An 18,227-nucleotide genomic window follows, 5' to 3' on the forward strand; every position below is an offset into this window, starting at 1 on the left:
GCTTATTTGCGCTTCCAGTATTTCTGCATTTCCAGGAACAGGAAGGATGCGGTCCATGTGATGAGCACCAGGCCGGTCAGGGCTTGCAGACCGGTCAGGTACTTGAGGTTGCCGACAGGCGAAATATCGCCGAAGCCGATCGTTGTGTACGTGGTAAAGGAGAAGTACACGCAGTCCATCAGCGAACCGTCGAAATTGCCTGTCAGGCTGCCCCATTTTCCGGAATGCACCATCAGGTAATAAACCAGGGCGAAGCACCAGACCTCTAGCGCGTGGGCCAGGAGGGCGCCGAATACCCCAACCACGATTCTGAAGCGGCTCCACAGTTTGAGCCGTGGCAGCCAGTCATTCATGCGTAACAGACATTCGTAGTGGATCACTACGACGATGATGACCACCAGCGTATTGATCAGCGTGACTGCCAGCATGGCAAATCTCCAGCGATAAGGGGGGCAGTGGACCTGGACAGGCATCGGGTCCTGCGGCAAGTGTATTTCTACGCTTGAGCGCTGGAGGATCGTTGAGCTGTATCAACATTGATTAATTAACTGTTAACCATAGCTGCTGGTTAGTTGATAAAAATCAGGTTCGCCACCGCCGAACGCCAAATACTCGGGCTACGGCGTTCCAGGCGGCAAAAGCCTTCAACCCGCGCGCCCCCTGCAGGATGTCGGGTTTGCAATCAGGGTTTCTGGACGAGGTATGTCATGGTCAAAATCAAGCGCATTCTATTGATAGCCCCCAGCGAAATGACCCTTACCCCTGCGTTTGACCGAGCGTATGCCGTGACTTGTGCAACGGGGGCGATATTGCACATTGTTGCGTTCGACTATGTCCAGGCATTGGCCGTAGCCGGTTTGCTGGACCACGATGCGATGGCTCAGGCGCGTGAAGGTTATCTGCAGGTGCACCGGCATTGGCTGGAGCAGCAGGCCCGGTTTCAACGGTGCGTCGGGATGCAGGTGACGACCGAGGTGGTCTGGGCCAAGTCGAGCCTGAGCAACGTGCTTGAGTACGTGAATGACTTTCTGCCGGACCTGGTGATCAAGGACACCCACTATGTGCCGGCTCTTGATCGTGCCTTTCACCGCCCCCTGGACTGGCGACTGTTGCGCGAGTGTCCGACCCACCTGCACCTGGTGACCAGTGCCAGGCATCCCAAACCGGTGAAAATTCTCGCGACGATCGATCTGTCCCACCTGGAAGAGCTGACGCAAGGCCTGAATGACCGGATACTCGATCTGGCATCGACCCTGGCGGCCAGCTGCGGCGCCGCGCTGCACTTGCTTAACGTCAGTCGTTGGACGGAAGTGAGCGATGCGCCGATGAGCGTGCCGACAGGCAGTCTTGATGCCAGCTTGAGGGACGCCATTCAGGACGCCCAGCAAGAGGCTTTCGATGCGCTTGCCGAGCGCTATTGCATCAAGGACACACGCCGGCACTCGCTGACGGGCATCCCGCACAAAGTCATCGGCCATTTCGCCAAGCAGAATGACTTTGACATGGTGGTGCTGGGCGCGGTCCATTGCCATGGGCATGAGCGCTTTATCGGTGAAACTGCCGAGAGCATATTGAACCGGGCGCCGTGCAGTCTGATGATCGTCAAGCCATTACCCCTCTCCAATCATTAATCGAGCCGTGTTTTGCAAATCGACTGAACCTTCGCGCACTCACCCAGGGTCTCATGACAATAACGGTGTGACACAGTCATAGACCCGGCGGAGGCGCCATGGACAAGCCGCTCGAAAAATACAACGGCATGCGCGATTTCGACAAAAGCCCCGAGCCTTCCGGCCTTTCCAAATCTGTTAAAGGCGGTCGAAAGGGCAAGGCACATGCGCTGCTCTTCTGCATCCAGAAGCACGATGCCTCCAGGCTGCATTACGACTTCAGGCTGGAGCTCGACGGCACCCTCAAGAGCTGGGCGATCCCCAAGGGGCCGTCCCTGGACCCTAAGGTCAAGCGCCTGGCGGTGCATGTCGAAGACCATCCGCTGGATTACGCCACCTTCGAGGGCAGCATCCCCGAAGGCCATTATGGTGCGGGCGATGTCATCGTCTGGGACCGTGGCGTCTGGATTCCCCAGGACGATCCGGCCAAGGCCTACGCCAAGGGCCGGCTCAAGTTCGAACTGCAAGGCGAGAAGCTCGCCGGGCTATGGAATCTGGTGCGCACGCACATGCCGGGCAAGCAGGAGCAATGGTTCCTGATCAAGCATCAGGACGGTGCCGCCCGCCCGGAAAGTGATTACGACGTGGTGGCCGCCGAGCCCGACAGCGTGCTCAGCGAACGCACCATCATTGCCAAATCGTCCAAGGCGGCCAAACCCAAGGCCATCAAGCAGCCCGCTGCGCCAACGCATAAAGAACCGCGCAAAGAAAAGTCCGCGCCACTGACCGGCGCGCGCAAGGCCAAGTTACCGGACCAGATCAAACCGGAACTGGCGACGCTGGTGGAAAAGGCCCCGGGCGGTGAATGGAGTTATGAGGTCAAGTTCGACGGCTACCGCATCATGGCGCGCATCGACCACGACGAGGTTCGGCTCTTCACTCGCAACGGCCATGACTGGACTCACAAGCTGCCCGGCCAGGCCAAGGCACTGGCCAGCCTGGGCCTGGAATCGGCCTGGCTCGACGGCGAGATGGTAGTGGCCGACGAGCAGGGCGTACCGGACTTCCAGGCCTTGCAAAACGCCTTTGAGGCCGGCCGCAGCGGCAACATTCTTTACTACCTGTTTGACATGCCCTATCTCAATGGCGTGGACCTGCGCGAGGTGCCCGTCGAGGAGCGCAGGGTTGCGCTGGCGACGGTGCTGAAAACGTCGAAAGACCCTCTGTTGCGCTTCTCCGAGGCCTTCGGTGAAGACCCGGAGGCCTTGCTCAACAGTGCCTGCCAGATGCAAATGGAAGGCCTTATCGGCAAGCGCCTGGGTTCCCCCTATGTATCAAGGCGCAGCAGTGACTGGGTCAAACTCAAGTGCAAACATCGACAGGAATTCGTCATCGTCGGCTTCACCGACCCCAAAGGCTCACGCAGTGCCTTCGGTGCGCTGCTCCTGGGACTGCATGACCGCGACAGCGGTGAGTTGCGCTACGCGGGCAAGGTCGGCACCGGCTTTACCGAGACGACCCTCAACAGCATCCATCAACAACTCAAGCCCCTGCAAACGAAGAAACCCGCAGTGGTCAATCCGCCCGGTGGTGCCGAGTTCAAGTCCGTGCACTGGCTCAAACCCAGCCTGTTGGCGGAAGTGGCCTTTGCCGAAATGACCAAGGACGGTTCGGTGCGCCATGCGGTGTTCCATGGCCTGCGTGACGACAAACCTGCCAAAGACATCACCGAGGAGCGCCCGACTGCCATGAAAACTGCCCTTGGGAAAAAAGCCGCCGCCAAGCCTTCCACCGCGAAGAAGAAAGCCGAGCCTGCGCCGTCTCAGATCGGTCTTGGCCAGGGCAAGGTGCGCATCACCCACCCGGATCGGGTCATCGACGCCAGCAGTGGCACGACCAAAGTGCAACTGGCAGAGTATTACACCAGCGTCGCCGAGTGGATTCTGCCGCAGCTCAAGGACCGCCCTGTGGCCTTGGTGCGTGCGCCAGATGGCATCGCCGGCGAACTGTTTTTCCAGAAAAACGCCGAGCGCCTGGCGATCCCCGGCATCACCACCCTCGACCAGAAACTCACGGGCCAGCCCATGATGGTCATCAACAACGCCGAAGCCTTGATTGGCGCAGTGCAGATGAGCACCGTCGAGCTTCACACCTGGAACGCCACTTCGGACCACCTCGACAAACCCGACCGCTTCGTCCTCGACCTCGACCCGGACCCGGCGCTGCCATGGAAGCGCATGGTCGAGGCCACCCAGTTGACCCTTACGGTGCTCGATGAACTGGGGCTCAAGGCGTTCCTCAAGACCAGCGGCGGCAAGGGCATTCACCTGGTGGTGCCGCTGACCCGCAAGCTCGGCTGGGATGAGGTCAAGGACTTCAGCCACGCCATTGTCAGCCACATGGCCAAGATGCTGCCGGAGCGCATTTCTGCAGTGTCAGGGCCGAAGAACCGGGTGGGGCGGATCTTCATCGATTACCTGCGCAACGGATTGGGCGCGACCACCATCTGCGCCTACGCTGCGCGTACCCGCGAAGGGTTGCCGGTGTCGGTGCCGATCTTTCGAGAAGAAGTGGAGGCGCTCAAAGGCGGCAACCTGTGGAACATACACAATGTGCATGAACGCCTGGCTGAAGTAGGCGATGAGCCTTGGGCGGACTTGAAGAAAACCCGGCAGACGATTACTGCCGAGATGCGTAGGCGGGTGGGAATGAAAAAAGCCTGACGTCCTGTAGGCGCTGCCAAAGGCTGCGGCAACGCCTACAGGTGTCGCGAATTACTTGTTGATGAACGCCTGGAAGTCGCTACCCAGTTTGTCGATGGCCGTCTTGAAGTCCTGGGCGGTGATTTTCTGTTTGTCATTTTCCAGCGTGGTGCCAAAGACCTTGCGCACGACCCGGCCTACGGACTGATTGTTCTTGGCGTCGATGAACTCGGCCTCGATATACAGTTCGGTGTTTTCATCCCGGATACCGGTAGCGGCGGACACACCGCCCACGACCGCTGCGATAGGCACCACCTCATACCAGTGCATGCCTTCAGGCGAGGCACTGACCCCGGTGATCGCTGCACGCATGACCAGGGTTTTCGCGCCGGCCGGCGCGGCGGCCGGGCTGGAAACGACGCGGTACTTCTGCCCCAGCGTGGCCTTGGCCTTGTTGGTCATGTAGTTCTGGATGTCGGTCAGCGTCTGCTGGTTGACCCGCTCATTGGGCTTGGGCGCCGGGTACATTTCCAACCGGGTGAAGGCCACCGTGTCATAGGCATTCGGGTTCCACGACGGACTCACCCAACGCATGGCCGTTCCGCCGCTGGGCGTTTCGACTTCCTGCAGGTTGTTGTAGGAGGACAGGTAGCCGGAGTACTGCTCCTTCTCGGTGACTTTCGATGTACAACCGCCGAGCATGAGCCCGGCCAGGGCAGTGCCAACAAGCAATTTGCGGGTCAGGTTCATAGTGCTGTTTACTCCTTGGATAAAATCATTTTTTTTTTAATCAGAAACGCCAGGTCATGTTTCCGGTTACGGCCGATATCCAGGCTGTGTCGAACTGACCGGAAACCCGGTTGCCCGACACGGATTTGGTTTGGTCAACCGGCATATCACCAAGGTAGACCAGGGCCCAGCTGACGTTGACATCGGTGTCCTTGTTCACAGCATAGGTGGCTCCCGTGGCAATGCGCCAGGATTCGGCCATCGGCACGGTCAAAGTTCGGTCGCTGTCCGAAACGGGACTGCTGTCGTAAGCCACGCCGACGTTCCACAGCAGTTGCGGCGTGGCCTGGTATTGCGCGCCCAGCGCCAGTTGCCAGGTGTCTTTGTAGTTGGCGTCGATGGTCGTCGAGCGCGCATCGATTGCCGTGGTGTCGACCTGCACACCGACCTCGCCGAACTCCGACCAGTCCTGCCAGTTGACTGAGGCGAGCAGGGCCCACTGCCTATCCAGTTGCTGGAACAGGCTCAGGGTGATGGTTTGTGGCACCGTCAAATCGAGCTGGGTGTCCAGGCCATCCAGCCTGTTCAAGATCGGGCCGTTGCCCTTGATATCCAGCCCGTCCTCGAACTCCAGATCGACCTTGCTGGTGTAGGTCAGGCCAATGCGCGTGCCGGCTTGCGGGGCGTAGATCACTCCCACGTTCGCGCCAAAGCCCCAATCCTGGTCCTTGTATTTAAACTGGCCATCGCCACGGTCGGTGAGGGCGAATGGGGAGCGGTCGATCGCGGTCTGGGCCTGCAGCATGCCGTACATGGCCTTCGCGCCGACGCCCACCGACCATTGCTCGTTGAAACGGTAAGCCACGCTCGGCACCAGGGACAGCCCGCCGATGCTGGCGTTCTGCGAGAAGTAGCGCCCGGACCAATCGTTGTCGTAGTTGACCGCCAGGCCAAAGTCGGCGTACTGGCCAAAGCCGATGCTCCAGTGGTCGTCCAGCTCATGGCTGATGAAGAAGCTGCCGCCGGGAATCGGGTCAAGGGCATTGCCGCTGCCACTGCCCTGGACATTGGTGTCACCGTCGCGATTGAACTCCAGGTTGCCGTAGAGCACCTGCAGGCCACCGGTGATTTGCGTGCCAGGCAGATAGCTCATCCCCGCCGGATTGCTGGCAATCGTCGAGGGGCCCTGGGCCCGCGCGGCGGCACCGGCGTTGGCCAGGCCGGCGTTGTCGGTGCCGATTTCGTAGAGCATGAGGCCGCCGGCGTGGGCCTGCTGGCAGCACAGCGCTAACAGGGTGAAGGCGGGCAGGGCGGATGTTTTTACCTGCATGGGATCACCTGCGCAAAGACCATGACGTACTGGCGTCAGTCCTCTGGACGAAGTCCGGTGACTGCACCAGGATTTTGGATCACTCGCGAAAGAGCGTAGGTATTTATCCTGAAAAATCCAGTAATTGGCTGAGTCAAACCGGGTGTTCCAGATTCCTGGGGCCAAGGCGGCGAGGATGCCTCGCCGCCTCGATGCCATTACCTGCCGGCAACGGCTGCCAGCAGCGGCGCCACCTGATCGTCCGTGAGTGCCACCTGGACCTTCATGGTCATGAGGTCGCTCCATTGCAGTACCCACTTCTGGACCTGTACCGGATCATCGGCCTCGGCAATGCCAAATCCGGCCGCGCCGCCGACGGCGTGCCAGCGTCCGATCATAGTGACGCCTTTTGGCGGCGCGCCACCGGTCTTGAGAAAACGTTCGATCGCACTGTTGCGATTGGCCGTACTGATTTTCCAGCTGACGATGAATAACATCTGCCACCTCCTTCCAGGAATTGGCACCTGTGTGTCTGCGCGCACCGGGTTGGCGCCGGGACCACGGTCACGTTTGCCTTGCCAGGGTCATCCTGCCTGGCCTGATACGCTTGCTCCCTTGAGAAGGCATAGCAGCGCCGCGCACTTCACGTACGACCGTCGATCCTGTTCGGGTGTCAGGTATCGCGCAACAGGTCGTTGGCGTTGAGCAGGTCGTAGGCGATTTCCGGGCGTTTTTCCATGGCGCGACGAATTGCGGCCGGGATCGAGGCGCGGGTCTTGCGGCACAGCCCCGGCAGTTCGCCGACCTGGATGCCAATGCCGCGCATGGTCCGCACTTCGTTGAAGCTGGGCACGATGTCGACACGGATGCCCAACTGCTCGAACATCCGCCGTTGCAGGTGTTCGAGGTCCTGCAGGCTTTGCAGGTTTTCCAGGCGTTCGACCAGGCGTTTTTCTTCCGTGCGGGTCAGGAACAGGATGCGCAGGTCTGCGCCGGGCGTTTCCAGCAGCGGGTCACGCCCGCAGTCGCAGGCGCCGGGCGGGCAGGGTTGGCGGATCGGGGCGGTGGGGGTCATGGGGTTCAATCATAGAGCGCTGTGATCGAATTTGCCCATAGGCATTTGGTCCGAATGAGATCCAAATGTGGGAGCGAGCAAGCCCGCTCCCACAGGGGTTACTGTGAAACCCGTTTACCTCATTTCAGTACCAGCATCCGATAAACCCCGGCCTCGGCTTCGATCCCGTGGGTGTCATGGGTGAAGCCTGGGAAAGATTTGTCGAAGGCTTCCAGCGCCTTGAGGTAGGCCAGCAGCGGACCGTCGGCAGCCCCGGCGTTCTCACCCGGCATCAGCAATGGAATGCCCGGTGGATACGGCACGATACCGGTGGCGGCGATACGTCCGGCGGCTTCTTCCAGGGTGACCAGCTCGATCTCGTTGCGCACCAGTTTCTCGTACGCCTCCACCGGGCTGAACACCGCTTGCGGCAACGTGCCGAACGCCTGGGCCATGGCCGAGGTGGTCTTGTGTTGCTTCATGGCGGCGAAGATTTCGTCAGCCAGGTCCTTGAGGCCCATGCCGGCGTAACGGGTCTGGTTGCCGGCCAGCAGGTCCGGCAGGCACAGCTCCAACTCGACGTTGTCGTCATAGTCGCGCTTGAAGTCCAGCAGCGCGTTGACCAGCGTGCCCCATTTGCCCTTGGTGATGCCGATGGAAAACAGGAACAGGATGGTGAAATCCGTGGTTTTCTCGACGACGATGCCCTGGCGCCCCAGGTACGCGGTCAGCACGCAGGCCGGGATGCCGGTGGGGAGCAGGTTGCCGTCGTCGCCCATGCCGGGGCTGAGCACCGAGACCTTGATCGGGTCCAGCATGCAGTAGCCTTCCTCGATGTCGCCAAAGCCGTGCCACACCTCGTTCGGGTGCAGGACCCAGCAGTTCGGCTCGGTTTTCAGCAACAGCGGATCGACTTCGTGGAACGGCACAGTGGCATCGCCCACCTGCACGGTCGGCGGCTGCCAGCAGGTGAAGAACCAGTCGTCCTTGCTCAGCATCTCGTGGTGCATGCGCGAGATGACCTGGCGGAAGGCCACGGCTTCCTCGATGGATTCGCTGGTGAGGATCTGCCCGCTGGGCGCTTCCATCATCGCCGAGCTGACGTCGCAGGAGGCCATGATCGCGTAGTTAGGCGAAGTCGAGGCGTGCATCATGTACGACTCGTTGAAGCGCCCGTGTTCGATCGGGTTGCGGCCGTTGCGCACGTGAATCATCGAGGCCTGGGACAGGGCCGCCAGCAACTTGTGGGTCGACTGGGTGGCAAACACGGTCGGCTTCGAAGCATCGTGATCGTCCGGGCTGCCGTGCATGGCGTGGCGGTCGCGGTACAGCGGGTTGAAACGCGCGTAGCCATACCAGGCTTCGTCGAAATGCAGGCGGTCGACGCTCTGGCCCAGCAGTTCTTCGACGCGGGTGACGTTGTAGGTCAGGCCGTCGTAGGTGGAGTTGGTGATGATCGCGTGGACCGGCGTCGGGTCGATGCCGTCCTTGACCATCGGGTTGTTGGCGATGGCCGCTTTCACGCCTTCGGCGCTCAGGGTCTGCGGGAGGATCGGGCCGATGATGCCGTAGCGGTTGCGCGTCGGCACCAGGTAGGTCGGCAGCGCCCCCGACAGGGTCATCGCGTGCTCGGCGGACTTGTGGCAATTGCGGTCGCACAGGGCGATCTGGTTGCGCGTGACGCTGGCCATGAGGATCACGCGGTTGGACATCGACGAACCGTTGGTGACGTAGTAGGTGCGATGGGCGCCGAACACCTTGGCGGCGTAGCGCTCACCCTGGCCGATCGGGCCGCTGTGATCGAGCAGCGAGCCCAGCTCGCCGACCGAGATCGACAGGTCGGAACGCAGCAGGTTTTCCCCGAAGAACTCGTAGAACGCCCGGCCCGCGGTGCTTTTGAGAAACGCGGTACCACCGGCGTGGCCGGGGGTGTGCCAGGAATATTCATAGGACCTGGCAAACTTCACCAACGCCCCGAACATCGGCGGCAGGGCGGCCTGGCGATAGCGCTCGATGGCCGCCAGGATACGCCCGCTGAGGAAACGGCTGGTGTCTTCGGGCAACCAGATAAAGTCGTCGGCGTGTTGCATGACCAGCAATGGAATGCTCGACGCGGTGGTGCGGTCACTGATCAGGAACACCGGCACTCGAGTGTTGCGTTCACGCAGCTTGACCAGCAGTTTGATGCAGTCTTCGTGGCCTTCGCTGGTGTCCATTTCCCAGCTGATCAATACGCATTGAACCGCCGGGTCCGAACGCAGGATCGACGCGGCATCGCTGAGGCTTTCCGAGGCCAGTACGCTGACGCCACGACCCTCTACATCACTGACCAACTGATCGAGGGCGCGACCAAATACCGTGCGCTTGTCCGCCGGACTACTGACCAGTAGCGCGAGCATCCCGAGAGAGTGTTTATATTCCGTCATGCGTGAACCTCCAGAGTGGCTTTATTCAAGCTGTTCACCGGCACCGGTTTGCCAGTGATGTGCTGCGCGCTGACGGTCTGTGTCGGCACGCTGTTGTTGAGTGCTTCGAGACGAATCAGGCGGTTGTTGACGAAGCCGAACAGGGTGTAGCCGAAGATGGTCGCCACGCCGCCGAGCATCAGCGCCTGTTCGCCCGAACTGTAGAGCGCCAGGTAGCTGTAGGCGGCCGCCACCCAGGCAATGATGTTGGTGGCCAATGCCTTGCCGGCCGGTACGTTGGACACCTTCTGCATGGTCATCAACGCGGCCATGGAGAGGATGTACGGCACCAGGTTGGTGACCACCGCGAGGTTGACCAGGGTGTCGAACTGTTTACTGAGGTCCGGGCTGATGGTGAGGAAACCCAGCGCCGTCTGTGCGGCCAGCAGCACCAGCATGCCGACGATTGGCGTTCCGGCCTTGTTGGCCTTGGCGAAGATCGACAGGAAGTAACCGGTGTCCGCCGAGCTTTTGTAGACCTGCGCGATGGTGAACTGCCAGCCCAGCAGCGAGCCGATGCAGGCCAGCACCATCGCGGCCATCACAATGTCGCCGACCAATGGGGTGAACATCTTGGCGAAGACCAGGCCGAAGGGTGCGGTAGAGGCGGCCAGCTCCGGGTTGTCGACGATGCCCGCGATGACGTTGGTGGAAACGATGTAGATCACCGCCGCGCCAAGGGTGCCGCCGAGTACCGCGATCGGTACGTTCTTCTCGGGGTTCTCCACCGCATCGGTGTTGGCGCACGCCGATTCAAGGCCGAGGAAGGCCCACAAGGTGATCGCCACCGAAGCCCCCGCAGCGTCTAGCCAGCCCATGTTGTGCGGGTTCCAACCCGCGGCGTACACGCTGCTGTCGAACCAGAACCAACCAACCGTGGACACCAGCACCACGGGCGCAATCACGCCCCACACGGTGACCGAGCCGATCCGGCCGGTGATCCGCGCACCGCCAAAGTTGGCGAACGTGGTGATCCACAACAGCGCAATGGTCGCCAGGCCCACTTGCAGTGAGTCCAGTTGGATGTGGAACAGTTCCTGGATATAGCCGACCGCCGTAATACTGATCGCCACGTTGGCAATCAACAGCGAGAGACCATAGGTGTAGTTGGTGAGGTAGTTACCGGCCTTGCCGAAGGTGTACTCCGCGTATCCCCCCATGCCGCCGGTCTTTCGGCTGAGCATCCCGCACCGCGCAAAGGCGTAGGCCAATGCCAGTGAACCGGTGGCTGTAATCAGCCAGGAAAGTATCGAAATTCCTCCCACTTCCGCGAGTTTCGAGGGTAGTAGAATAATACCTGAGCCTAACATGTTGACCGCGGTCAACATCGTCAGTTGACCCACACTCATTTTCTTTGCGACTGACATTCCGTTGCCTCGTTCATTGCGGAGAGAGCTTAGCTATAGCAAAGTTTTGAAATGTCGCAAGAAAATGACTTTGGCGTACTGATGCAGGTCAACGTATTGCATAGAAGGCATTATGCTGGCCCCCATGTTCTCCGCTTGTCGCCAGAATCGCTTTATTTTCAGGCGGTTAGGTGGGATGCAAATGCGCAATGTCTGGTTCGTGCTGTTCTCTTTCAGCGTCGCGGGTCTTACAGTTTCTGCCCAGGCCAGGGAACTGAAGCCCGGTGATACTTACATGTGCAGTTGGGGCGCGGGCACGGCAGCAAGAGCCCAGGAACTCAAGTTATCCGGGGTTTCCCTGTATGCGGCGCGGCAAAAGATCCAGTCATACAAGTTTGCCAAGCCGTGGATGCGGATGATGGCAATGGGCATTACCGAACAAACTTACGACAGCCCGACGCGGATCAAACCGGCGGCGGTAAGGCAAAGTTTTTATGATGATTGTTTGAGGTACAAGTTGGCGCGTAAGTAACTAAAACGTGTGAACGTTAAGAGATACCCATACGCATAACAAACCAGGCCGGCCGACAGACCGCCTCGCTTTGGCTTTGGCTTTGGCTTTGGCTTTGGCTTTGGCTTTGGCTTTGGTTTTGGCTTTTGATTTTCTTGCCCCATCGAGAGGCTTCGTTCCGGTTCTGCGCAGCGGGCAACCCGGCATGGATGCCGGGTTAGCCGCGCTGGGCCATGGATGGCCCAGCGCGGCGGGCCCACGGAGCAGGACCGGAGCGAGGGTATGCCGAGCCACAGCGAGGCACCGAACGCCAGGGGCAAGAGCCCTTGGTTACTTGGTGCCGGGCGGCGTTCCGTTCTTCCAAGTGACTCGCTGTAAGAGCGAAACCATAAGTGGCCGTTACCGCAGGAATGGATATGTACTCGGTTAGCAAATAATAGGTCGTCTGTCAGGACGCCATCGCCGGCAGGCTGGCTCCCACAGTAGATCAAGTACGGCCGCGAGAGATGTGGCGGCTGTGAGGCCGCCTTCGCTGGCAAGCCAGCTCCTACAGTGCAGAAGATGGCCTTTGTCGGATCGGGCGCTGGGTCGGGCAACGCCGTCTATATTGAATGCCTGGCATCAAGCCTGAACGCTGATTCACCTGACATTGCATGAACCCCAAAATCTATCAGGAGATCATCATGACCCAGCTCGACAAAGTCCTGTACACCGCAAAAACCCACACCACCGGTGGTCGCGATGGCGCATCGCGCAGCTCTGACGGCATACTCGATATCAAGCTGTCGTCCCCTGGGGCCGGTGGCGGCGGCACCAATCCGGAGCAACTGTTCGCCGCCGGTTGGTCAGCCTGTTTCATTGGCGCGATGGGCGTCGCCGCCAAGGAATTGAAAGTGGCGCTGCCCAAGGACGTGGCGGTCGATACCGAAGTCGACCTGGGCACCAATGAAGAGGGCTACCTGCTGCAGGCGCGACTGAATGTGAGCCTGCCGGGACTGGACCGCGAAACCGCGCAGAAACTGGTCGATACCGGCCACAAGTATTGCCCGTACTCCAAAGCCACCCGCAACAACATCAACGTCACGGTCAAGCTCGTTTGAGTTGAAAAAAAGGTCCTGGCGACAGTTCAGGGAGGAGCATCGCCAGCGCCTGCAACAATGGCTATTTACCCAATCCAGGTCTGCGTCCGAGGCTCTCGGCAACGAGCCATCGAAGCCGCTGTCCACCCGCTGCGACAGGGGCTAGACTGCCGCGATAAAACATAATAACGACGTGACCTGCCTTGTATGAAAATCCACCCTCTACCGCCACTCAATAGCCTGGTCGCGTTTGAAGCGGCCGCGCGGCATTTGAGCTTTACCCTGGCTGCGCAAGAATTGAACGTCACCCAAGGGGCGATCAGTCGACAGGTGCGTCTGCTCGAAGACTATTTAGGCAAGGTCCTGTTCGAACGCACTACCCGCACCATCCACCTGACCCCGGCAGCCAGCCAATATTATGAAACGGTCCGTGCGTCACTGCTGCAAGTTGCCCAGGCCACGGGTGAAATTCGCCATTGGCAGGGTGCCGGGCAAGTGACGGTCGCCACCAGTACCGCGATGGCATCCCTGTGGCTGTTGCCAAAAGTGAGTGAGTTTCAACGGGAGAACGAAGAGATCGATCTGCGGATCATCGCCCACGACCAGGTCAAGGATTTCTCTCGCCTGGATTGTGACCTGGCCCTGTATTACTGCCGGACACCGCCCAGGGACATGCAGGTCACGCCGTTGTTTTCCGAAGAGGTCTTCCCGGTGTGCAGCCCCGCTTACCTGGCCAAGTATCCGGCCCTGAACAAGCCTGAGGACCTGGCAGCCTGCACGTGGCTGTTCCTCGACGACCTGCAGCGTGACTGGATCGGCTGGCCCGAATGGTTCCGCAGCCTGGGTCTGAAAAACGTCGAGCCCAAGCGCCGGATCAATATCAACAGCTACTCGATGCTGATCCAGTCGGCTATCGGCGGACAGGGTATTGCGCTGGCCTGGTCGAATCTGGTCGATGATCACCTGCAGACCGGTGCCCTGGTGCGACCGCTCGACACCGTTTTACGCACAGACGCGCAGTTCTGTTTACTGGAACCCTTGGCGCGTGGTGGCATGCGCCAAAGTGTAAAACGCTTCCGCACCTGGCTGATGAATCAACTTCCAGCGCCCCAGGATAACGATTAACGACGTTGCGATGGCTGTCATACAGACCCACTGAAATTCTTTAACACTCATGCCTCGAACCCTCGGTATTTCTAATGCCGAGCGGCTAATTCGCATACGCGTATTTATGACAAAAAGTCATGAATTGCGCCGGAAATATCGTTTGTCGAGATACCCCCTGTTTTCCCAAACTTGCTGCCAGCGGACCCGGGCCAATGCGCCTGCCGACCCTTCAATACCGTGCCCAGCAGGGGAGAACAATAATGAGCAGCATCCAGCAAATTCCTGTGCATCAGCTTGAAACCGTCCTCAATCCGATTCACGAAGCGACTGGCCTCGGCAACGAGTTCTACACCGAGCAACGCTACTTTGAGCTTGAGCGCGATCAGGTCATGGGTAAAACCTGGGCTTGTGTCGGTTTCGCCAGCGACCTGGGCAAGGCCGGCTCGGTCAAGCCTGTCGATTTCATGGGCTTGCCTTTGTTGCTGATGCGCAACCGTGAAGGCCTGGTGCAGGTGTTCCATAACGTTTGCAGCCACCGTGGCATGAAGCTGGTGGAGGAGGCCGGTGAAGTGCAGGGCGTCATTCGTTGCCCTTACCATTCCTGGACCTACGACCTCAACGGCGGGCTGCGCGGTACTCCCCATGTCGGCGGCATCGACCAGCACAAGGACGAACGCTTCGCCTGTGAAAAGCACGGCTTGAAAGCGATCCGCAGTGCCATCTGGATGGACATGGTGTTCATCAACCTGTCCGGCGACGCACAACCGCTCGAAGACATGCTGGCGCCCCTGACCACACGCTGGGCGCAATTTCTCGGCGAGGACGGCATGAGCCTGCTGCGCCGTCGTCCGGGGCATGACGCCACCACGCTGGACATCAACTGCAACTGGAAGCTGGCGGTGGAGAACTACTGCGAGGCCTATCACCTGCCGTGGGTGCACCCGAGCCTGAACTCGTACTCGCGCCTGGAAGACCACTACAACATCATTTTTGACCAGCATTTCGCCGGCCAGGGCAGCTATGCCTACAACCTGTCGGACGTCGCCGGCACGCATCTGCCGAAATTCCCGGCCTGGCCGCTGGATCGCCTGCGCAACGCCGAATATGTCGCGTTCTTCCCCAACGTGCTGCTCGGCATCCAGGCCGACCATGCCTTCGCCATGCAACTGGAGCCAGTCGCGCCGGGACGCACCATCGAACATTTGCGCCTGTTCTATGTCGGTGACGACGCGGCGGGCAGCGATGAGTTCAGCGCTTGCCGTGAGGCGATCCTGGAGTCCTGGAAAGTGGTGTTCGCCGAGGACATCAGCTCGGTCGAAGGCATGCAGAAAGGCCGTCATTCTCCGGGCTACAAGGGCGGCGCGTTTTCGCCGGAGATGGACATCCCGACGCACTTCTTCCACCAGTGGGCCGCGCGTCAACTGCTCGCCACCACACCGTCTGCCTGAGGAGGTCCCATGTATCCGATAGCCTCCCACTGGCTCAATTACATCGACGGTCAATGGTGCGACAGCGACCAGCATCTGGCGGTGAACAACCCGGGAACGGCCGAGCCGGTCGCGACCATCGCCCAGGCCGGCGTGGCCGATGCCGAGCGGGCGTTGCTGGCGGCCCGCCGCTGTGCCGACAGCGGTGAGTTGACCCGGGTGCGTCCGGCGCAGCGGGTCACTTGGCTGCTGCGCATTGCCGAGGAAATTCGCGCCGTGGCCGATGAGGGCGCCTGGGTGTTGTGCCAGGAAAACGGCAAGCGCCTCTGCGATGCCCGGGACGAATTCATCGAGGCCGCGCGCTACTTCGAGTATTACGCCGGCATGGCCGACAAGATCGAGGGCACGTCGATCCCGCTGGGCAATGGCTACATGGACTTTACCCTGTACGACCCGATGGGCGTTTCGGCTCAGATCGTTCCATGGAATTTTCCGGTGTCGATCTGCGCCCGTTCGCTGGCCCCGGCCCTGGCGGCTGGCAATGCGGTGGTCATCAAGTCCCCCGAGCTTTCACCCCTGGGCGTGTGTGTGCTGATCCGCGCCATTGCCAAGGCCGGCTTGCCCGACGGCGCGGTCAACCTGATTTGCGGCCGCGGCCGCGAAGTCGGCGCATATCTGGTCAGTCATCGTGCTGTCGATCAGATAGTGTTCACCGGTTCCGTACCGACGGGCCAGTCGATCTTGCGTGATGCCGCGCAGCATGCGATTCCCAGCGTGATGGAGCTGGGCGGCAAGTCCGCGGCGATCGCCTTCGCCGATGCCGACCGCGAGCAACTGCTGGCCAGCGTCCAGTCGGGCATTTTCTTCAATGCCGGCCAGGTCTGTTCGGCAATGTCGCGACTGCTGGTGCAGCGCGAGATTTATGAAGAGGTGGTCGAGGCCGTCGTCGCCATGGCCCAAGGGCTCGGCGTCGGCCTGGGCCAGGACAACGCCGAGCTCACGCCTGTGGTCAGCGCCGGGCAACTGGCAGGTATCGAAGCCTTGTGTCGCCGCGCAGTGGAAGACGGCGCGGTGGCGGTCACCGGTGGCGAAGCATTCGCTGATCGGGCCGGGCATTTCATGCGCCCGACCGTGTTCCGCGACGTGACTGCACAGATGTGCATTGCCCGCGAAGAAGTGTTCGGGCCGGTACTGGCCATCATGCCGTTCGACACCGAAGAAGAGGCGATTGCCATCGCCAACGGCACTGAGTTCGGCCTGGTAGCCGGTGTGTTCACCCAGGACATCAGCCGCGCGATGCGCTGCACGCGCCGCCTGAAATCCGGCCAGGTGTTCGTCAACGAATGGTATGCCGGCGGCATTGAAACGCCATTCGGCGGTGTCGGTCTGTCCGGCTTTGGTCGGGAGAAGGGCCAGGAAGCCTTGTACAGCTACGTGCGCACCAAAAACGTAGCCATCCGGGTGGCGGGGGAGTGAATAGCATGTTCAAGACCTGGCTTTGCATCGTGTGTGGCTTGATCTACGACGAGGCCCTGGGCTGGCCTCAGGACGGCATCGCCGCTGGCACCCGCTGGGAAGATGTCCCCGAAGACTGGATGTGCCCCGAATGCCACGTGGGCAAGGCCGATTTCGAGATGCTCGATATCAGCGAATACACCCAGGCGGCAGCGGTCGCCAGCGTGCCGGTCAGCGTGCCGCCGGTGTCTGTCGCAACGCCGTCGCCGCGCCAGCCGATCGTCATCATCGGCAGCGGTTACGCCGGTTACGGCCTGGCCCAGGCATTGCGCAAGGCCGACCCCAAGGTCGAGATCCGCGTGCTGACGCAGGAGTCCGGTCACCTGTACTCCAAGCCCGCGCTTTCGATCGGGTTGTCCCAGGGCAAAAGCGCCGAGGCATTGTCCGGCGAAACGCCGCTGGCCATCGAGCAGCGTCTGGACCTGCGGGTTTATCCTTACTGCAAGGTGCTGGGCATCGACAGTGCGGCGCGGCGCCTGCGCACCAGCTTCGGTGACATGGAATACGGCCAGTTGGTCCTCGCCAGCGGTGCGCAACCGATTCGCTTGCCGATCCAGGGCGATACTTCAGCGCTGATCAGCGTCAACAATCTGCAGGACTATCACGGCTTCCGTGAACGCTTGGGTGGCGTGCGACGTGTCGCCATCCTCGGGGACGGTCTGATTGGCTGCGAGTTTGCCAACGACCTGGCCCACAATGGCTTCAGCGTCGATGTCATCGGTCTGGGCCGCTGGCCGATGGAGCGCCTGTTGCCCGTCGATGCCGGGCAGATGCTGCAGCATGCGCTGAGTGAACTGGGAGTGACCTGGCATTTGCAGAACACCCTGCAAGCCATTGACGCCAGCGGGCAGGGCTATCGCCTGACACTTGCCGATGGCCACACCCTGGAGGCCGATCTGGTGTTGTCCGCCGTCGGTCTGCGCCCCGACCTGAGCCTGGCCGAAAGTGCCGGCGTGGCGGTTGGACGAGGCATTCAGGTGAATGCCCATCTGCAAACCTCGGTGCCGGGCATCTACGCCCTGGGTGACTGCATCGAAATCGGCGGGCAACTGCTGCCTTACCTGGCACCGATCAACCAGGGCATCCAGGCGCTGAGTAAAACCCTGCTTGGCCATCCGACCGCCGTCGACTACCCCTTGATGCCCGTCACGGTCAAGACCCCGGCCGCACCGCTATGCCTGTTGGCGCCGGCCATCGACAGCCAGGGTGAGTGGCGCTGCACGCCGACAGAGGATGGCTTGAGCGCGGGTTTCTACGGCGCCCAGGGCCAGCTCAATGGCTTTGTCCTGCTCGGTCGCCAAGCGCAAACGCAACGCAGCGCATTGCTGCAGTCCTGTCAGCACTCTCAGCAGGCGGTCGCCTGAGGCCAGACA

General features: G+C 60.8%; 15 protein-coding genes and 1 pseudogene. 9 read left to right on the forward strand and 7 right to left on the reverse strand.

The window, feature by feature from the left end; translation table 11 throughout:
- Positions 1 to 2: 2 nt before the first annotated feature.
- Complete coding sequence (locus tag NQL71_RS13255) at positions 3 to 428, reverse strand: potassium channel family protein (protein WP_046816323.1); 426 nt, start codon at positions 426 to 428, stop codon at positions 3 to 5.
- A gap of 279 nt (positions 429 to 707) precedes the next feature.
- Here NQL71_RS13255 and NQL71_RS13260 point away from each other — a divergent pair, with 279 nt between their 5' ends.
- Both NQL71_RS13260 and ligD read left to right on the forward strand, forming a co-directional pair.
- The gene (locus NQL71_RS13260; RefSeq protein WP_046816324.1) at positions 708 to 1,631 is read left to right on the forward strand and encodes a universal stress protein; all 924 of its coding nucleotides are present in this window, start codon (positions 708 to 710) and stop codon (positions 1,629 to 1,631) included.
- A gap of 98 nt (positions 1,632 to 1,729) precedes the next feature.
- Positions 1,730 to 4,333 (forward strand): DNA ligase D, encoded by a 2,604-nt coding sequence (gene ligD / locus NQL71_RS13265; RefSeq protein WP_274642771.1) that lies wholly within the window; start codon positions 1,730 to 1,732, stop codon positions 4,331 to 4,333.
- Positions 4,334 to 4,384: 51 nt separating this feature from the next.
- On the opposite strand, the gene NQL71_RS13270 is transcribed toward ligD, so the two are convergent.
- From NQL71_RS13270 to potE, 6 genes are all read right to left on the reverse strand, one after another.
- Positions 4,385 to 5,062 (reverse strand): DUF3313 domain-containing protein, encoded by a 678-nt coding sequence (locus NQL71_RS13270; protein WP_046816326.1) that lies wholly within the window; start codon positions 5,060 to 5,062, stop codon positions 4,385 to 4,387.
- Positions 5,063 to 5,102: 40 nt separating this feature from the next.
- A complete protein-coding gene (locus tag NQL71_RS13275; protein WP_274642772.1) occupies positions 5,103 to 6,371 on the reverse strand; it encodes an OmpP1/FadL family transporter in 1,269 nt (422 codons plus the stop codon).
- A 197-nt stretch (positions 6,372 to 6,568) separates the two neighbouring features.
- On the reverse strand, positions 6,569 to 6,847 hold the full coding sequence (locus NQL71_RS13280; RefSeq protein WP_274642773.1) for a DUF3303 domain-containing protein: 279 nt from the start codon (positions 6,845 to 6,847) through the stop codon (positions 6,569 to 6,571).
- A 176-nt stretch (positions 6,848 to 7,023) separates the two neighbouring features.
- Positions 7,024 to 7,425, reverse strand: coding sequence for a hypothetical protein (locus NQL71_RS13285; RefSeq protein WP_046816329.1), 402 nt, complete (start codon positions 7,423 to 7,425; stop codon positions 7,024 to 7,026).
- 119 nt (positions 7,426 to 7,544) lie between these two features.
- The gene (locus NQL71_RS13290) at positions 7,545 to 9,830 is read right to left on the reverse strand and encodes an Orn/Lys/Arg family decarboxylase (RefSeq protein ID WP_046816330.1); all 2,286 of its coding nucleotides are present in this window, start codon (positions 9,828 to 9,830) and stop codon (positions 7,545 to 7,547) included.
- On the reverse strand, positions 9,827 to 11,236 hold the full coding sequence (gene potE, locus NQL71_RS13295; RefSeq protein ID WP_046816331.1) for a putrescine-ornithine antiporter: 1,410 nt from the start codon (positions 11,234 to 11,236) through the stop codon (positions 9,827 to 9,829). The genes NQL71_RS13290 and potE overlap by 4 nt, the downstream gene beginning before the upstream one ends.
- Positions 11,237 to 11,417: 181 nt before the next feature.
- Here potE and NQL71_RS13300 point away from each other — a divergent pair, with 181 nt between their 5' ends.
- The 7 genes and pseudogenes from NQL71_RS13300 (at position 11,418) to NQL71_RS13330 (ending at position 18,218) form a co-directional block, all read left to right on the forward strand.
- Entirely contained in the window at positions 11,418 to 11,747 is a 330-nt protein-coding gene (locus NQL71_RS13300) for a hypothetical protein (protein ID WP_046816351.1), read from the forward strand.
- A gap of 662 nt (positions 11,748 to 12,409) precedes the next feature.
- The gene (locus NQL71_RS13305) at positions 12,410 to 12,826 is read left to right on the forward strand and encodes an organic hydroperoxide resistance protein (RefSeq protein WP_046816352.1); all 417 of its coding nucleotides are present in this window, start codon (positions 12,410 to 12,412) and stop codon (positions 12,824 to 12,826) included.
- A gap of 186 nt (positions 12,827 to 13,012) precedes the next feature.
- A complete protein-coding gene (locus NQL71_RS13310) occupies positions 13,013 to 13,930 on the forward strand; it encodes a LysR substrate-binding domain-containing protein (protein ID WP_046816332.1) in 918 nt (305 codons plus the stop codon).
- 242 nt (positions 13,931 to 14,172) lie between these two features.
- The gene (locus NQL71_RS13315) at positions 14,173 to 15,360 is read left to right on the forward strand and encodes an aromatic ring-hydroxylating oxygenase subunit alpha (RefSeq protein ID WP_178134416.1); all 1,188 of its coding nucleotides are present in this window, start codon (positions 14,173 to 14,175) and stop codon (positions 15,358 to 15,360) included.
- 9 nt (positions 15,361 to 15,369) lie between these two features.
- Positions 15,370 to 16,815, forward strand: a complete 1,446-nt coding sequence (locus NQL71_RS13320; RefSeq protein WP_077183003.1) for an aldehyde dehydrogenase family protein — start codon at positions 15,370 to 15,372, stop codon at positions 16,813 to 16,815.
- A gap of 5 nt (positions 16,816 to 16,820) precedes the next feature.
- Positions 16,821 to 16,985 (forward strand): annotated as a pseudogene (locus NQL71_RS13325) (rubredoxin); the annotation flags it as partial.
- Entirely contained in the window at positions 16,974 to 18,218 is a 1,245-nt protein-coding gene (locus tag NQL71_RS13330; protein ID WP_248687181.1) for an FAD-dependent oxidoreductase, read from the forward strand. The pseudogene NQL71_RS13325 and the gene NQL71_RS13330, both read left to right, overlap by 12 nt.
- Positions 18,219 to 18,227: the final 9 nt, after the last annotated feature.

The sequence above is a fragment of the Pseudomonas serbica genome (assembly GCF_028823535.1).
GTDB lineage: Bacteria > Pseudomonadota > Gammaproteobacteria > Pseudomonadales > Pseudomonadaceae > Aquipseudomonas > Aquipseudomonas serbica.

What these genes read in the sequence shown, in the direction of transcription:
- NQL71_RS13255 (WP_046816323.1), bottom strand. Translation starts at nt 428, where the DNA reads ATGCTGGCAGTCACGCTGATCAATACGCTGGTGGTCATCATCGTCGTA.
- NQL71_RS13260 (WP_046816324.1), top strand. Translation starts at nt 708, where the DNA reads ATGGTCAAAATCAAGCGCATTCTATTGATAGCCCCCAGCGAAATGACC.
- ligD (WP_274642771.1), top strand. Translation starts at nt 1,730, where the DNA reads ATGGACAAGCCGCTCGAAAAATACAACGGCATGCGCGATTTCGACAAA.
- NQL71_RS13270 (WP_046816326.1), bottom strand. Translation starts at nt 5,062, where the DNA reads ATGAACCTGACCCGCAAATTGCTTGTTGGCACTGCCCTGGCCGGGCTC.
- NQL71_RS13275 (WP_274642772.1), bottom strand. Translation starts at nt 6,371, where the DNA reads ATGCAGGTAAAAACATCCGCCCTGCCCGCCTTCACCCTGTTAGCGCTG.
- NQL71_RS13280 (WP_274642773.1), bottom strand. Translation starts at nt 6,847, where the DNA reads ATGTTATTCATCGTCAGCTGGAAAATCAGTACGGCCAATCGCAACAGT.
- NQL71_RS13285 (WP_046816329.1), bottom strand. Translation starts at nt 7,425, where the DNA reads ATGACCCCCACCGCCCCGATCCGCCAACCCTGCCCGCCCGGCGCCTGC.
- NQL71_RS13290 (WP_046816330.1), bottom strand. Translation starts at nt 9,830, where the DNA reads ATGACGGAATATAAACACTCTCTCGGGATGCTCGCGCTACTGGTCAGT.
- potE (WP_046816331.1), bottom strand. Translation starts at nt 11,236, where the DNA reads ATGTCAGTCGCAAAGAAAATGAGTGTGGGTCAACTGACGATGTTGACC.
- NQL71_RS13300 (WP_046816351.1), top strand. Translation starts at nt 11,418, where the DNA reads ATGCGCAATGTCTGGTTCGTGCTGTTCTCTTTCAGCGTCGCGGGTCTT.
- NQL71_RS13305 (WP_046816352.1), top strand. Translation starts at nt 12,410, where the DNA reads ATGACCCAGCTCGACAAAGTCCTGTACACCGCAAAAACCCACACCACC.
- NQL71_RS13310 (WP_046816332.1), top strand. Translation starts at nt 13,013, where the DNA reads ATGAAAATCCACCCTCTACCGCCACTCAATAGCCTGGTCGCGTTTGAA.
- NQL71_RS13315 (WP_178134416.1), top strand. Translation starts at nt 14,173, where the DNA reads ATGAGCAGCATCCAGCAAATTCCTGTGCATCAGCTTGAAACCGTCCTC.
- NQL71_RS13320 (WP_077183003.1), top strand. Translation starts at nt 15,370, where the DNA reads ATGTATCCGATAGCCTCCCACTGGCTCAATTACATCGACGGTCAATGG.
- NQL71_RS13330 (WP_248687181.1), top strand. Translation starts at nt 16,974, where the DNA reads ATGCTCGATATCAGCGAATACACCCAGGCGGCAGCGGTCGCCAGCGTG.